Source organism: Calditrichota bacterium (genome assembly GCA_013151735.1).
In the GTDB taxonomy this organism is placed as follows: Bacteria; Zhuqueibacterota; JdFR-76; order JdFR-76; family BMS3Abin05; genus BMS3Abin05.
In genome coordinates, this window is the sequence record JAADHR010000105.1 from 1 (window position 1) to 15,180 (window position 15,180).

General features: G+C 48.1%; 13 protein-coding genes and 1 tRNA gene. All 14 read right to left on the bottom strand.

Annotated features, from left to right (window positions below; translation table 11 throughout):
* Positions 1-126: 126 nt before the first annotated feature.
* Complete coding sequence (gene fusA / locus GXO76_07170; protein NOY77632.1) at positions 127-2,205, bottom strand: elongation factor G; 2,079 nt, start codon at positions 2,203-2,205, stop codon at positions 127-129.
* Between the two features lie 32 nt (positions 2,206-2,237).
* Positions 2,238-2,708 carry a 30S ribosomal protein S7 gene (gene rpsG / locus GXO76_07175; protein NOY77633.1) on the bottom strand — a complete coding sequence of 157 codons (471 nt, stop codon included), beginning with the start codon at positions 2,706-2,708 and terminating at the stop codon, positions 2,238-2,240.
* Between the two features lie 203 nt (positions 2,709-2,911).
* Complete coding sequence (locus tag GXO76_07180) at positions 2,912-3,283, bottom strand: 30S ribosomal protein S12 (GenBank protein NOY77634.1); 372 nt, start codon at positions 3,281-3,283, stop codon at positions 2,912-2,914.
* A 103-nt stretch (positions 3,284-3,386) separates the two neighbouring features.
* On the bottom strand, positions 3,387-7,616 hold the full coding sequence (gene rpoC / locus GXO76_07185) for a DNA-directed RNA polymerase subunit beta' (GenBank protein ID NOY77635.1): 4,230 nt from the start codon (positions 7,614-7,616) through the stop codon (positions 3,387-3,389).
* A 60-nt stretch (positions 7,617-7,676) separates the two neighbouring features.
* Positions 7,677-11,465 carry a DNA-directed RNA polymerase subunit beta gene (rpoB, locus tag GXO76_07190; protein ID NOY77636.1) on the bottom strand — a complete coding sequence of 1,263 codons (3,789 nt, stop codon included), beginning with the start codon at positions 11,463-11,465 and terminating at the stop codon, positions 7,677-7,679.
* A gap of 105 nt (positions 11,466-11,570) precedes the next feature.
* A complete protein-coding gene (gene rplL, locus GXO76_07195) occupies positions 11,571-12,038 on the bottom strand; it encodes a 50S ribosomal protein L7/L12 (GenBank protein ID NOY77637.1) in 468 nt (155 codons plus the stop codon).
* 47 nt (positions 12,039-12,085) lie between these two features.
* Positions 12,086-12,607 (bottom strand): 50S ribosomal protein L10, encoded by a 522-nt coding sequence (gene rplJ / locus GXO76_07200; protein ID NOY77638.1) that lies wholly within the window; start codon positions 12,605-12,607, stop codon positions 12,086-12,088.
* Positions 12,608-12,643: 36 nt separating this feature from the next.
* Positions 12,644-13,345, bottom strand: a complete 702-nt coding sequence (locus GXO76_07205; GenBank protein ID NOY77639.1) for a 50S ribosomal protein L1 — start codon at positions 13,343-13,345, stop codon at positions 12,644-12,646.
* A 30-nt stretch (positions 13,346-13,375) separates the two neighbouring features.
* Positions 13,376-13,801: a 50S ribosomal protein L11 gene (gene rplK, locus GXO76_07210; protein NOY77640.1), complete on the bottom strand. Its 426-nt coding sequence runs from the start codon at positions 13,799-13,801 to the stop codon at positions 13,376-13,378.
* A 17-nt stretch (positions 13,802-13,818) separates the two neighbouring features.
* Positions 13,819-14,352 carry a transcription termination/antitermination factor NusG gene (nusG, locus tag GXO76_07215; GenBank protein ID NOY77641.1) on the bottom strand — a complete coding sequence of 178 codons (534 nt, stop codon included), beginning with the start codon at positions 14,350-14,352 and terminating at the stop codon, positions 13,819-13,821.
* A gap of 20 nt (positions 14,353-14,372) precedes the next feature.
* Complete coding sequence (secE, locus tag GXO76_07220) at positions 14,373-14,561, bottom strand: preprotein translocase subunit SecE (GenBank protein NOY77642.1); 189 nt, start codon at positions 14,559-14,561, stop codon at positions 14,373-14,375.
* 277 nt (positions 14,562-14,838) lie between these two features.
* A tRNA-Trp gene (locus GXO76_07225) sits at positions 14,839-14,912 on the bottom strand.
* A gap of 7 nt (positions 14,913-14,919) precedes the next feature.
* Complete coding sequence (rpmG, locus tag GXO76_07230) at positions 14,920-15,069, bottom strand: 50S ribosomal protein L33 (protein NOY77643.1); 150 nt, start codon at positions 15,067-15,069, stop codon at positions 14,920-14,922.
* A gap of 20 nt (positions 15,070-15,089) precedes the next feature.
* A partial coding sequence (locus GXO76_07235; protein ID NOY77644.1) for an elongation factor Tu occupies positions 15,090-15,180 on the bottom strand: 91 nt, incomplete at its 5' end.

A 15,180-nucleotide genomic window follows, 5' to 3' on the forward strand; every position in this document is an offset into this window, starting at 1 on the left:
GTCTTCCCATGATCCACATGTCCGATCGTGCCTACATTCACGTGCGGCTTCTTCCGTTCGTATTTCGCCTTTGCCATTCGTTGTCCTCCTTAACCTCAAAGGGTATGTTTAAATCAAATAGTATTCTTAACCACGAATCTTTTTAATGATTTCATCCACAATACTTTGTGGAGCTTCCTGATAATGTGAAAATTGCATCGTGTAAATCGCCCGTCCCTGTGTAATTGACCGCAGCTGGGTTGCGTACCCAAACATCTCACTCAAAGGAACCATTGCGGCAATTACCTGGGCATCCTTTCGCGGAACAATTCCGATCACTTTGCCCCTGCGCGAATTTAAATCACCCATCACATCGCCCATGTACTCCTCCGGAACCACAATTTCAATATTCATGATCGGTTCCAAAAGTACAGGGTCTGCCTTGGATGCCGCTTCCTTCAGAGCCATCGATCCGGCAATTTTAAAGGCGATTTCGGAGCTGTCCACCGGGTGATAGGAGCCGTCAATCAGGGTCGCTTTGACATCGATCATCGGAAAACCGGCAATTACACCGTTTCCGAGGGCTTCCTCGATGCCCTGTTTGGTCGGATTGATGTATTCCCGGGGCACCGCACCGCCGATAATTTTATTCTCAAAGATAAAACCAGCCCCCTTTTCCGCCGGTTCCAATTCGATAACCACGTGCCCGTACTGCCCCCGTCCACCGGATTGACGGACGAATTTTCCCTCGGCTTTGACCTTTTTACGAATCGTTTCCCGATAAGCCACCTGCGGGCGCCCGACATTGGCCTGAACCTTAAATTCCCGCATCATGCGGTCGATCAAAATATCCAGGTGAAGTTCCCCCATACCCGAAATAATGGTTTGTCCCGTCTCGTCATCGGTTCGAACCTGAAACGTCGGATCTTCATCCGCTAATTTCATCAGAGCATCAGACAGTTTATCGCCGTCTGCTTTCGATTTGGGCTCGATAGCGACGGAAATAACCGGCTCGGGAAACTCCATTTTTTCCAAAACAATGGGATGCTTTTCATCGCAAAGGGTATCGCCGGTTTTCGTGTTTTTCAAGCCGACCGCTGCGACAATATCCCCGGTAAAAACGGCCTCAATATCCTGACGTTTGTTTGCCATCATTTGAAGCACGCGGCCGATACGCTCCTTTTTGCCAGAATTTGTATTCATGACATAGGAACCCGTTTTCAGCGTACCGGAATAAACCCTGAAATAGGTGAGTTTTCCGACATAGGGATCACTCATAATTTTAAACGCCAAGGCAGAAAAAGGAGCATCGTCCCTGGCTTCCCGCACTTCCTCTTTCCCGGTTTTCGGATTAAATCCCTTTACCGGAGGCAGGTCGGCCGGGGAAGGCAAATAATCAATAACTGCATCCAAAAGCCGTTGGACCCCTTTGTTTTTAAAAGCACTTCCGCAAAGAACCGGAACGGCGCTTACATCCAGAGTGGCCTTCCGCATGGCACTTTTAATTTCCTCTTCGGAAACCTCTTCCCCCTCCAAAAATTTTTCCATCAATGTGTCATCATAATCCGAAAGGGATTCCAGCATGTGCGATCGATATTCCTGGGCCAATTCCACCATATCCTTCGGAATGTCGACCTCATCCCAGTTTGCACCCAGCGTCTTCTCGTTATAGATGACACCTTTCATCTGAATCAAATCAATCAGCCCGGTAAACATATCGCCGGAACCAATTGGAATTTGAATGGGAACGGGGTTCCCTCCCAGACGTTCCTTGATCGCCCGAACCACAGCAAAAAAATCGGCTCCGGAGCGGTCCATTTTATTCACAAAGGCGATACGCGGAACGTTGTATTTATCGGCCTGTCGCCACACGGTTTCGGACTGGGGTTCCACCCCGCCGACCCCACAAAAAACCGCAATAGCTCCGTCCAGCACACGCAGCGATCGTTCGACCTCTGCGGTAAAATCCACATGCCCCGGCGTGTCGATAATATTGATTCGGTGTTTTTTCCAGAAAGATGTTACCGAAGCGGAGGTAATCGTAATGCCCCGCTCCTTCTCCTGTTCCATCCAATCGGTGGTAGCTGCCCCCTCATGCACCTCACCCATGCGGTGAATCCGGCCGGTATAGTACAGAATCCGCTCAGTTGTCGTTGTTTTTCCCGCATCGATATGAGCCATAATGCCAATATTGCGGGTTTTTTCTATGGGAAATTCTCGTTTCATTTAGTAAACTTTAAAGCCTTTCGTCTTTTTTGCTACCACCTAAAATGAGCAAATGCCTTGTTCGCTTCTGCCATTTTATGTGTATCTTCTCTCTTTTTAATAGAAGCCCCTTCCTTCCGCGAAGCGGCAATCAGCTCGGCCGCAAGTTTCTCGGCCATCGTTTTTTCATTTCGTGCCCGCGAATATTGAATGAGCCACCGCATGGCCAATGCAATACTCCGGTCAGTCGGCACCTCAATGGGAACCTGATAGGTCGCTCCGCCAACCCGCCGGGATTTCACCTCTAAAATCGGGCGAACATTTGTAATGGCCTTTTCAAAAACCTCCAGACCGCTCTGATCTGTTTTCTGTTCTACAATATCGAGAGCCGTATAGAGGATTTTTTCGGCAATACTCTTTTTCCCGCGGCGCATAATTGCATTCGTAAATTTTGCAACCAACTTATTGTGAAATTTGGGATCGGGCAAAATCTCCCGTTTGGTTACTTTTCTTCGCCTTGGCATGAAAACTCCATTTATTTTTTGACCCTACGTCTGAATTTAGATTACCCTTGACACTGAAAACCCCCTGAAGAGGGGATTTTCGATACAAAACAAAAATCTTAACCTCGACTCAGACCAAAATGATTCATCTTCGATCGATCATTTTAACTGTTTCTCTGGGCGAGGCGTTTCCAAATAATCGGATTTTATAATTCCGATTATTTTTATTTTTTCTTCTTCGTTCCGTATTTAGACCTACCGTTACTGCGACCGTCCACACCAGCAGTGTCTAACGCACCTCGTATGATATGATATCGCACGCCCGGTAAATCCTTCACTCTACCACCTCTGATCAGTACAATTGAATGTTCTTGTAAATTGTGACCTTCGCCGGGAATATAGGCTGTCACCTCAATCCCATTCGTTAGCCGTACACGGGCCACTTTCCGCAAAGCCGAATTCGGCTTCTTGGGAGTTGACGTGTACACACGCGTACAGACGCCCCGTTTCTGGGGATTTGCTTTCAGCGCAGGGACCTTATTCTTTTTGATAACCTTTTCCCTGCCAGACCGCACCAGTTGATTAATTGTTGGCAAATTATTCCTCCTGACAAACGAAATATAAATTTAATAAATTATTTCTTCTTTGTCAATAAATTTTTTAAATTTATTCAATTTATTTCATAGGGTTATCGGCCCCTCAATTGGCAATTTTCGCCTCAGGAACAGTGGGTTCCGCCGATTCTCCTTCCGATTCATCTCCCTTGTAAGAAACCATCAGATCGCCATATTTATTGAGTCCGGTACCTGCCGGAATCAAATTCCCCATAATGACATTTTCCTTCAGACCATACAACGTATCCACCTTGCCGGCGATCGCCGCATCGGCCAAAACCCGGGTTGTTTCCTGGAAGGAAGCCGCTGAGATAAAGCTCTCTGTTGAAAGAGATGCCTTTGTGATTCCCAGAAGCACGGGCTTGAATGTGGCCGGTTTGGGCTGCCGGGCCTTTGCCTGCCGCTTACCGGCTTTTTCAAGGCGCTCATTCAGCCGGTCAAATTCCTCGCGTTCCAGAATCTGATTTACCCTGAATTTTGAATCGCCCGGTTCGGTAATAACCACCTTGGACAACAACTTGTCGTTATCCTGCAAGAATCGAATCTTGTCTACAAGATCCCCTTCAAGGTACCGGGTATCACCGGGGTCTTCCACACGCACCTTCTGAAGCATCTGCCGGACAATAACCTCAATGTGCTTATCATTGATGCGCACACCCTGGAGGCGGTAAACTTCCTGGATTTCATTTACCAGATATTCCTGAACCCGGTTGGGACCCAAAATGTTCAGGATGTCCTGAGGAGCGACAGAGCCCTCAGTAAGTTTTTCACCGGCCGAAACCGGATCGCCGTCGTGCACCAGAACATGCTTGCCGTAAGGAATCACATAAATGCGCTTGTCCAGGCCATCTTTCGAGGTGACAATAATTTTTCGCACCCCGCGGCGAACTTCACCGAATTCCACAACACCGTCAATTTCACTGACGATAGCCGGTTCTTTGGGCCGCCGCGCCTCGAACAACTCGGCCACTCTCGGCAAACCGCCTGTAATGTCACGGGTTTTGGCAATTTCGCGCGGAATTTTTACCAGAATATCACCGGGTTTGACCTTCTGACCATCCGCCACAATCAAGAATGAGTGCGTGGGGATGATGTGTGTTTCCAGCGCATTCCCCTCTTCATCCGTAATAACCAGTTGGGGACTCAGATTCCGATTGTGCGTATCGACAATGACCCGCTGTTTGCGTCCCGTGGTTTCATCCAGCTCTTCCTTAAACGTGACATTTTCAACGATGTCTTCGTACCGGACCAACCCTCGTTTCCCTGCAATAATCGTCGCCGAGTAGGGATCCCATTCGAACAGAACGTCACCCTTTTTAATCTTTTGTCCATCTTTAATAAGAATTTTGGCGCTGTAGGGAACCGTATACTGGGAAACCATCCGATTGTTTTCATCAATAATCCGAATTCGGCCGTTTCGTCTGGCAGAAATCAACGCGCCGTCTTCTTGTTGCAGAATTTTTAAATGTTCGAATTGAACCGTTCCTTCACTCTTGGAAACCACACGGGACTGAGCCGCAATTCGGCTGGCCGTTCCACCAATGTGGAAGGTTCGAAGGGTCAGCTGCGTACCCGGCTCACCAATGGACTGGGCCGCAATGACACCCACCGTCTCACCGATACCGACCATATCACCGCGGGCCAGGTTTCTTCCGTAACACTTGGCACAGACGCCTCTCGGAGCCTCACAGGTCAAAACAGACCGAATGTACACCGACTCAATGCCTGCCTGAGAGATCCGGTCGGAAATTTCTTCGTCAATCAGCTGGCCGGCTTCCACAATAATGTCCCCGGTTTCAGGATCATAAACATCCTCGGCAGCCGTACGTCCCAGAATACGATCCTGCATGGGCTCGATGACTTCCTCGCCCTCCTTCAAATCACCGACGCGCAGGCCAAGGATTGTTCCGCAATCCTCCATGGTGATGGTCACATCCTGAGCTACATCCACCAAACGGCGTGTCAGATAGCCGGCATCAGCGGTTTTCAGGGCTGTATCGGCCAAACCTTTTCGGGCACCGTGCGTGGATATAAAATATTCCAACACACTTAAACCCTCTTTAAAATTGGCCGTAATCGGCGATTCAATAATTTCACCCGTAGACCCGGTCATTTTCTTCTGCGGTTTTGCCATCAAACCGCGCATACCCGCCAGCTGGCGAATCTGCTCTTTTGACCCCCGGGCGCCTGAATCGGCCATCATAAAAACCGGATTAAACCCATCCTGGGAGACCTTCAAATGCTCAAACATCCGTTCGGCCACAGCATTTGTCGTGCCCGTCCAGATATCAATAATTTTATTGTACCGCTCACCGTCCGTGATTATTCCGCGCTCGTACTGCCGCTGGATTTTTTCAACGGCCTCAGAGGCCCGGTCAATCATTTCATATTTTTCCTGAGGAATTTCCACATCGTCAATTCCAATGGTTGCTCCGGACTTCATGGCATACCGAAATCCGAAATCCTTCAAACGATCCAGGAACTTAATGGTTTCATAATTGCCCAATTGTTTGTAGGCCGCACCAATTAACTGTTCAATCCGCTTTTTGGTAAGCAGTTCGTTCACAAATTCAAAATTCTTGGGAACAATGGTGTTAAAAATAACCCGGCCGACGGTGGTGTCTACCAATTTGCCGTTAATCCGCACCGTAATTCGGGCGTGAATATCTACCACTTTTTCGTGGTAGGCAATGATGACCTCATCCATCGAGCTGAAGACTTTGCCTTCTCCCTTGGCACCCTTCTTGGCTTTGGTGACGTAATAGCAGCCAATCACCATATCCTGGCTCGGAATGGCCAGGGGTTTCCCGTGTGCCGGGGACAAGATGTTGTGGCTCGACAGCATGAGTGTGGAGGCTTCAATCTGGGCCTCGTACGAAAGCGGCAAGTGTACCGCCATCTGGTCACCGTCAAAATCGGCATTAAATGCCGAGCACACCAGCGGATGCAGCCGGATGGCCTTTCCTTCAATCAAAATAGGCTGAAACGCCTGAACACCCAAACGGTGCAGCGTAGGTGCACGGTTCAACAAAATCGGGTGATCTTCAACAATCTCTTCGAGAATATCCCAAACTTCCGGCCCCTTACGTTCCAGGAGCTTTTTGGCGCTTTTGACCGTTTTGACCAAACCGCGCTCCACCAATTTATTGATTACAAAGGGTTTAAACAGCTCCAGTCCCATTTCCTTTGGCAGTCCGCATTCGTGGATCCGCAATTCGGGACCGACCACAATCACAGAGCGCCCGGAGTAATCGATTCGTTTTCCCAATAAATTCTGGCGAAAACGCCCCTGTTTTCCCTTCAGCATGTCCGAAAGAGATTTCAATGGCCGATTCCCGTCGCCGCGAACCGCCACGGTTTTACGACCGTTATCCAGAAGCGAATCCACCGCTTCCTGCAGCATCCGTTTCTCATTCTTCAGAATGACTTCCGGAGCCTTAATCTCCATCAATTTTTTAAGACGGTTGTTTCGAATGATGACCCGGCGGTACAAATCATTTAAGTCCGATGTGGCAAAGCGCCCGCCTTCCAGCGGAACCAGCGGCCGCAATTCCGGAGGAATAACCGGCAAAACGGTTAAAACCATCCACTCGGGCTTATTAACCCGCCCGTCTTCCTTGGGCAGAAACGCTTCAATCACCTTCAGCCGTTTCAGGGTTTCCAGTTTGCGCTGATGAGAGGTTTCGGTTTGGGCCTTTGCCCGAAGTTCTACAGACAGGCCCTCGATATCCACCCGGCGTAACAATTCCAGAATGGCTTCCCCGCCGGTAAGGGCCAGAAACTTTTGCGAATCCTCTTCCACATTGCCCGGCTGTTCCGAAATAATCCGGTAATATTCATCCTCTTCGATCAGCTCTTTTTCTTTCAGATCGGTTGTCCCGGGCTGAATCACCACGTACGCTTCGTAGTAAATGATCCGCTCCAGATTTTTAATCGACATCCCAAGGATGTAGCTGATTTTTGACGGAAGGGATTTCCAGAACCAGATATGCACAACCGGCACGGCCAGGGTAATATGTCCCATCCGTTCCCGGCGTACGCTCTTTTTCGTCACTTCCACGCCGCAGCGGTCGCAAACAATCCCTTTGTAACGGATGCTTTTGTATTTACCGCAGTGGCACTCGTAATCTTTTACAGGCCCGAAAATTTTCTCACAGAACAAACCGTCTTTCTCGGGTTTATACGACCGGTAATTAATGGTTTCCGGTTTAAGAACTTCTCCATGCGACCGTTCTAAGATCTTGTTTGGAGAAGCCAATCCAATATAAATTTTAGAATAGCGTCGATGCGCCAATTTCGGTGTATTGATATTCATATTTAGCAAGGGTAAAACCTCCGAATCTTTTGGTTTTTCCCAAAAAGATTGATTTTAATTCTATTCTAACTCTACATCCAGACCCAGGCCCTGCAATTCTTTAACGAGAACGTTAAAGGATTCCGGCACACCCGGTTCTGGCAGATTCTCACCTTTTACGATTGCCTCGTAGACCTTGGACCGTCCCTTCACATCATCCGATTTCACCGTCAGAATTTCCTGAAGGGTGTGAGCGGCCCCGTAGGCCTCAAGTGCCCAGACCTCCATTTCGCCAAAACGCTGGCCTCCAAACTGGGCTTTTCCGCCCAAAGGCTGCTGAGTGATGAGCGAATACGGGCCAATCGACCGTGCATGCAGTTTGTCTTCCGCAAGGTGAGAAAGCTTTAGCATGTAAATCTGTCCGACTGTAACAGGCGCATCAAATGTTTCGCCCGTTCGTCCGTCGTAGAGTATGGATTTCCCGCTTTCCGGCAAACCGGCTTTTCGAAGCTGCTCTTTCACCTCCTCGATGGAAGCTCCGTCGAACACGGGCGTGGCGAATTTAACACCCAGTTTCTCGGCCGCCCATCCCAGATTGGTCTCCAGAATTTGACCCAGGTTCATTCGGGAGGGCACGCCCAGGGGATTCAAAACGATATCCACGCGCCGTCCGTCCGGCAGATAGGGCATATCTTCTTCGGGAACAATAATTGATACCACACCCTTGTTTCCGTGCCGGCCGGCCATTTTGTCGCCGACCATCACCTTCAACTTCTTCGCAACGTAAACCTTGGCCAATTGGACAATTCCCGGCGGAAGTTCATCGCCAATTTGGATCTTTGATTTTTCGCGCTCAAACCGGTCGTGCATTTCGGCCAGCTTTTGATTGTAGCGCTCGAAAATCATTTGAACCGTCTCATTGACCTCTTCATTCCTCGTCCAGGGTGAGGTTGGATTCAGGTGATCAAAATTAATCTTTTCCAGATTCTTTTTCGTGAATTTGGTATCCGCTTTGACAACCACTTTCCCGTCGATGACATCACGAATGCCGGCGGAGATTTCCCCTTCCAGCAGAAGGGACAGTTTCTGATTCCGCAGTTCTTTCAGTTGATATTCATCATCGCGAAGTTTGTTTTCAAGCTCTTCAATCTGCTTCTTTTCTAACTTTTTCGCTTTCGGGTCTTTCCGCTTTCGGGAGAAGAGTTTCGTATCGATGACAATCCCGTGCATTCCCGGAGGCGCCTTCAGCGACGCATCTTTGACGTCACCCGCTTTGTCACCAAAAATCGCTTTGAGCAATTTTTCCTCAGGGGTGGGTTCTGTTTCTCCCTTGGGCGTTACTTTACCCACCAGGATATCGCCCGGCTTGACTTCCGCACCGATCCGAATAATTCCATTCTCGTCCAGATCCTTTGTGGCTTCCTCGCTGACGTTCGGAATTTCGCGTGTCAGCTCCTCTTCGCCGCGCTTCATATCCCGGACCTGAAGTTCAAATTCCTCGATGTGTACGGACGTGTAGACGTCATCCTTCACCAGACGCTCCGAGAGAATAATGGCATCTTCATAATTGTATCCGCGCCAGGGTAAAAATGCAACCAGAACATTTCTTCCCAGAGCCAGTTCTCCCTGGTCGGTAGCGCACCCATCCGCAAGAACCTGACCCTTTTTGACCTTTTGTCCCTGTCGAACAACCGGCCGCTGGTTCGTCATCGTGTTTTGATTGGTACGTGAGAATTTCTGTAATTTGTAGGTAATAATGTCTGTTTGGTCAAAATCCAGCAGTTCTTCCAAGGTCGGTTTTTCACCCTCGACGAATTCTTTTCGAACCACAATTTCATCGGCAGAAACCTTTTCGACCACGCCGTTCACATCCGAAACAATCAGTGTCCGCGAGTCGCGGGCGGCCTTGGCCTCGATACCTGTTCCTACCAGAGGTGCTTCTGTATTTAAGAGAGGAACCGACTGTCTCTGCATATTGGATCCCATCAGGGCACGGTTGGCATCGTCGTGTTCCAAAAAGGGAATCAATGATGCGGCGACACTCACCATTTGGAAGGGGGAAACATCCATAAAGTGGACGTCTTTCGGCGAAACTACCGGAAATTCACCCCGGTACCGGGCTTTGATCCGATCGCGCAGAAAGTTTCCCTTTTCGTCGATTGGGGCATTGGCCTGTGCAATGACGTAGTTGTCCTCATCCTCAGCCGACAAATAGACGATTTCGTCTGTTACGCGGCCATTCACCACCCTGCGATACGGCGTTTCGACAAAACCCAATTCGTTGACGCGCGCATACGTTGTAAGCGAAGAAATCAATCCAATATTCGGACCTTCAGGGGTTTCAATCGGACAGAGCCGCCCGTAGTGCGTGTAGTGCACATCACGAACCTCAAATCCGGCTCGTTCGCGGGTTAACCCACCGGGGCCCAGCGCGCTTAAACGCCGCTTGTGCGTGAGCTCTGCCAGCGGATTGGTTTGATCCATAAACTGCGAGAGCTGGCTTGTTCCGAAAAAGGCCGTGATCACCGACAGAATCGTTCGCGCATTCACGAGGTCCTGCGGTGTGGGTCGTTCCACATCCCGAAGGTTCATCCGCTCTTTGATCATCCGGGACATCCGGGTCAGCGCCAGCGTCATTTGAGCCGACAACTGTTCACCTACCGTTCGTACCCGCCGATTTCCCAGGTGATCGATGTCATCCGGTGCCCGGTGCCCGGCGTACAAATCAATAAGCAGCTTGATGATGGCAACGATATCTTCCTTGGTCAGGACGGTGACCTCTTCCGGGATATCCAGATTGAGTTTTTTGTTCATGCGTACACGGCCGACTTCTCCCAAATCATACCGTTTGGGATTGAAAAACAGCCGGTCAATCATGGCCCGGGCAGCTTCGGCATCCGGGACATCTCCCGAACGAAATTGCATGTAAATAGCTTCCAACGCCGCCTTTTCAGATCGCGTCGCATCCTTCTGGAGTGTATTAATAATCAAATCGGGCCGACTGGTGGGATCTTCCTTTACAAGTTTAATAACAGGAATTTCGTATTGCTGAAGTTTTTCGAAGACGGTTTCGTCCAGCACCGTATCTTTTTCCACCAGCACCTCACCGGTACTCGTATCAACAATATCGGTAAATACCTTCCGGCCAAAATAATTTTTAACCGCATCCAAACCGTCCTTAATGGGCACCTCTTCAATTAAATCAAACAGCTCGAGCAATTCTTCGTCGGAAGAATAACCCAGTGCTCTTAAGAGCGTGGTTACGGGGAACCGGCGCCGCCGATCGATATAAACATACATAATATCATTTATATCGGTGGCAAATTCGATCCACGAGCCACGGAAGGGGATGATTCTGGCTGAATAGATTTTTGTGCCGTTTGGATGCCGGCTTTCATCAAAAAAGACGCCCGGAGAGCGGTGCAACTGGCTTACAACAATTCGCTCGGCCCCGTTGATAATAAATGTACCTTTCGGGGTCATGAGAGGAATATAGCCAAGATAGACAACCTGTTCCACGGTATCCTGATAATCGTCTCCCTCGTCAGCGGATTCCCGGTAGGAAAGCCGCAATTTCACCTTCAGGGGACCGGAATAGGTAACACCTCTCTCCTTGCACTCTTCAACGGTGTAGCGCGGTTTTTCCACGTAATATTCCACAAAATCAAGGACGTAATTTTCCTTATTGTCCATAATCGGGAACATACTTTTAAAAACCGCCTGCAGCCCTTTATTCTCCCGCTTACTGGGAGGGACATTTGCCTGGAGAAAATTTTCAAAAGAAGCAATTTGAACTTCAAGAAAATCAGGAAGTTCAGCTGCTTTCTTAATCTTTGAAAATGAGATTCTCCCGTTTTGCAATTCTGTCATATTAACGTCAATCTCTCTTTCATTAAATCATAAATGAACAACATGTTCATACACGAATGAACTGAATGAATCGGGTTAAATGATTTTGCGGTTTTCCCTGCAAAATTACTTAATTTCGACTGTACCACCCGCTTCTTCAATTTCTTTTTTAATCTTCTCGGCCTCATCCTTGGAAATACCTTCCTTAATCGGCCTGGGCGCATTGTCCACCAGTTCTTTCGCTTCTTTCAGGCCAAGACCGGTCAGGGCTCGAACAACCTTAATGACCTGAATTTTGTTTGATCCAAAGCCACTCAGGATCACATCGAATTCCGTTTTTTCTTCGGCGGCTTCAGCACCGGCAGCTCCGGGAGCAGCAACAGCAACTTGAGCAACGGGAGCAGCGGCAGTTACACCAAATTCTTCCTCGAGAGCTTTTACCAATTCAGAAAGTTCCAAAACGGTCAATCCTTTGACAGTTTCAATAATGTCATTTATTTTGCTTTCAGAACTCACTTCTTTCTCCTTTTTTGCTTTTGTTTTTGTTGCTTTTTTTTCTTCTTTTACAGCGGCTTCTGCCTTATTCTCAGCCATGATTCATTTACCTCCATTATTATTTTAAATCGAATAAAATCCGTTTATTAACCCTGTTCCTGTTTTTCACGAATAGCATCCATCACGTAAACCACTTTGCGAATGATGCCCTGCAGGCCGCCCACCAATCCAACAATCGGGGCATTTAAGGCACCCAAGGTCATCGAAAGCAAATCTTCTTTCGACGGCAGCTTCGCAAAATCCTCCAACTGATCAGACGTAAAAACCTGACCTTCCATTAAGAATGCGCGAACTTCCGGCTTTTTATTTTTTTTGATGAAGTCCACAAATACCTTTGCAGGTGCTGTTGGATCCTCCGTTGCAAATGCCAAAGCAGTGGGGCCCTTCAGATAATTCACGGCATAGTCCAGTTCAATTTCCCGGAATGCCAATCGGGCCAACGTGTTTTTCACAACCAAATACTGGACGGCTTGTTCCCGCAGCTTACGGCGTAAATTGGTCATTTCCTCAACCGTAAGACCGGTATAATTGGTAATGAATATGCTTTTGGCTTCATCAGCAAGCTTTGCAATAGATTCAACAGCTTCTACTTTTTCTGGCCTCGGCATCAGAATTTTCCCTTTCATTCAAATCGTTTCAATCACCTATCGCAATTCAGCTAAAACTGCATTCCTGTCTAATTTTATCCCCACTCCCATGGTGGGAGCCACATAAATGGACCGTACATACTGGCCCTTTGCAGTTGCTGGCCGCAATCGCAACACGGTTTCGAGAAAGGTTTTAGCATTTTCTACTAATTTATCATGCTCAAAAGAGGCTTTGCCAATGGGAATATGAAGAATTCCGTATTTGTCCACGCGGAATTCGATCCGACCGGCTTTTACCGCCTTTACAGCGTTACCTACTTCCATGGTCACCGTACCGCTTTTGGGGTTTGGCATCAATCCCCTGGGACCCAAGATTCGCCCCAGTTTACCCACCTGAGCCATTACGTCGGGCGTTGCAATGATCACATCGATGTCCATCCAGCCGGATTTCAACTTTTCGATGTACTCTTCAAATCCCACATAATCGGCTCCGGCATCCTCGGCTTCCTTCGCCTTTGGACCCTTGGTTAGAACCAAAACCCTGACGGTTTTTCCTGTGCCATGAGGTAGGGCTACCGTTCCACGAATCATCTGGTCGGCTTTCCGGGGATCCACTCCCAAACGGATGGACAGCTCAACCGACTCGTCGAACTTAGCTGTTGCGGTCTCTTTTGCCAACTTAAGACCTTCCTCAAGATCATATGTTTTGTCGCGGTCAACCTTCTTCGCAATTTCTCGGTAACGCTTACTTCGTTTCATTCTCTGCCTCTGTCTGTTTTGCGATTATTGTTAACCTTCCACTAAAATGCCCATACTTCGGGCGGTTCCTTCAACCATACGCATGGCGCCTTCAATATCATTCGCATTCAAATCCGGCATCTTCAGTTCAGCAATCTCTTTGACCTGGTCCGAGGTGACCTTTCCCACCTTTTCGGCCTTCGGATTGCTTGAGCCTTTTTCCAGACCGGCTGCCTTTAACAACAACACAGCTGCCGGCGGCGTTTTGGTAATAAATGTGAAGGAACGATCCGCATACACGGTAATTACAACCGGAATTATTAATCCCTGCTTATCCTGCGTTTTGGCATTGAATGCCTTGCAAAATTCCATGATGTTCACGCCATGCTGCCCCAGAGCGGGACCAACCGGTGGAGACGGATTTGCACTTCCGGCAGGAATCTGCAGCTTCACCATACCTATTACTTTTTTTGCCATATCGGTTCCTTACCTCTCTATTTTTCCAACTCAACTTGTAGAAAATCCAATTCAACCGGCGTTGAACGGCCAAAGATACTGACCATGACTTTGAGTTTGCTTTTCTCTTCGTTGACCTCTTCAACAAATCCGGTAAAATCAGTAAACGGCCCGTCGGTTACGCGAATAGGGTCCCCGACTCTGAAGGGAATGGCCATTTGCTTGCGCTCTTTGCTCTCCTCCACGCGGCCAATGATGCGGCGCACCTCTTCATCGCGCAGGGGCTGGGGTTTGTTCCCGGTTCCCACAAAATTTGTGACTCCCGGAACATTAACCACAAACTGCTGGACATTTTTATCCAGTTCCATTTTGATTAAAATGTAGCCGGGGAAAAAGACACGGTCTTTGACCTTCTTTTTTCCCGCACGCATTTCAACCACTTCTTCAGAAGGGACAAGCACCTGCTCGATCTTGTCTTCAAGACCGGCATCCTTGACTTCGTGCTCAATATATTGTTTTACTTTATGTTCGTGTCCCGACAATACGTGCAGGGCGTACCACTTTTTTTCCACGAGAGAATCACCCCTTATTCTTAGGCGCTAAAGATTAAATTAAATAAGTATCTAAAAATTGTATCCACAATAAAAATATAAATTGCGAAGGCGAATGTAATCACGATAACAATCCAGGTTGATCGCCATAATTCCTCTCTGGTCGGCCAAATCACCCGCGACATCTCAATTTGCACTTCCTTAAAAAACTTTTTGATTTTTTCAAACATTTTGATCCATTCCCTTGTAACTAATCATCAGTTTTTGCCAATCCCATGAATTACAACGCCCCATGGATCCACCCAATAAAAAAGCAGACTCCGCCACCGGGTTTCCTGCGAAATCTCGCTGAAGTCCTTAATAAATTCCTGCCTATTTTTACACCGCGCCAGCCTTGGGGCTGCCATAAACACGCTTTCAAAAAAAAGGAGTCAATTTGAAAAGAAAGGCGTTTACGAATTGACTCCGACATGCACTCCAAAAAACAACTCGCTTCAAGAGGTCTAGCAGGCCTGGAGGGATTCGAACCCCCAACACCCGGATTTGGAGTCCGGTGCTCTAGCCGTTCGAGCTACAGGCCTGTCAATTTTAACGTGTTTCTTTATGAACCGTATGCTTATTGCATCTCGGGCAAAACTTTTTAATTTCTATTCGCTCGGGATGTTTACGCTTATTCTTCGTCGTCGTGTAATTTCGCTCTTTGCAAACCGTGCATTCAAGCGTAATGATATCTCGCATATTATATGTACCAATTTGGATTATTCGATTATTTTAGAAACAACACCAGCACCCACGGTCCGACCGCCTTCCCGAATGGCAAACCGAAGCCCTTCTTCCATGGCGATCTCG

Bases quoted from the DNA above. Each gene is read 5' to 3' on its own strand.
- rpsG (NOY77633.1), bottom strand. From the start codon at position 2,708: ATGCCAAGGCGAAGAAAAGTAACCAAACGGGAGATTTTGCCCGATCCC.
- rplJ (NOY77638.1), bottom strand. From the start codon at position 12,607: ATGCCGAGGCCAGAAAAAGTAGAAGCTGTTGAATCTATTGCAAAGCTT.
- rpmG (NOY77643.1), bottom strand. From the start codon at position 15,069: ATGCGAGATATCATTACGCTTGAATGCACGGTTTGCAAAGAGCGAAAT.
- secE (NOY77642.1), bottom strand. From the start codon at position 14,561: ATGTTTGAAAAAATCAAAAAGTTTTTTAAGGAAGTGCAAATTGAGATG.
- GXO76_07205 (NOY77639.1), bottom strand. From the start codon at position 13,345: ATGAAACGAAGTAAGCGTTACCGAGAAATTGCGAAGAAGGTTGACCGC.
- rpoC (NOY77635.1), bottom strand. From the start codon at position 7,616: ATGAATATCAATACACCGAAATTGGCGCATCGACGCTATTCTAAAATT.
- rplL (NOY77637.1), bottom strand. From the start codon at position 12,038: ATGGCTGAGAATAAGGCAGAAGCCGCTGTAAAAGAAGAAAAAAAAGCA.
- fusA (NOY77632.1), bottom strand. From the start codon at position 2,205: ATGAAACGAGAATTTCCCATAGAAAAAACCCGCAATATTGGCATTATG.
- rplK (NOY77640.1), bottom strand. From the start codon at position 13,801: ATGGCAAAAAAAGTAATAGGTATGGTGAAGCTGCAGATTCCTGCCGGA.
- rpoB (NOY77636.1), bottom strand. From the start codon at position 11,465: ATGACAGAATTGCAAAACGGGAGAATCTCATTTTCAAAGATTAAGAAA.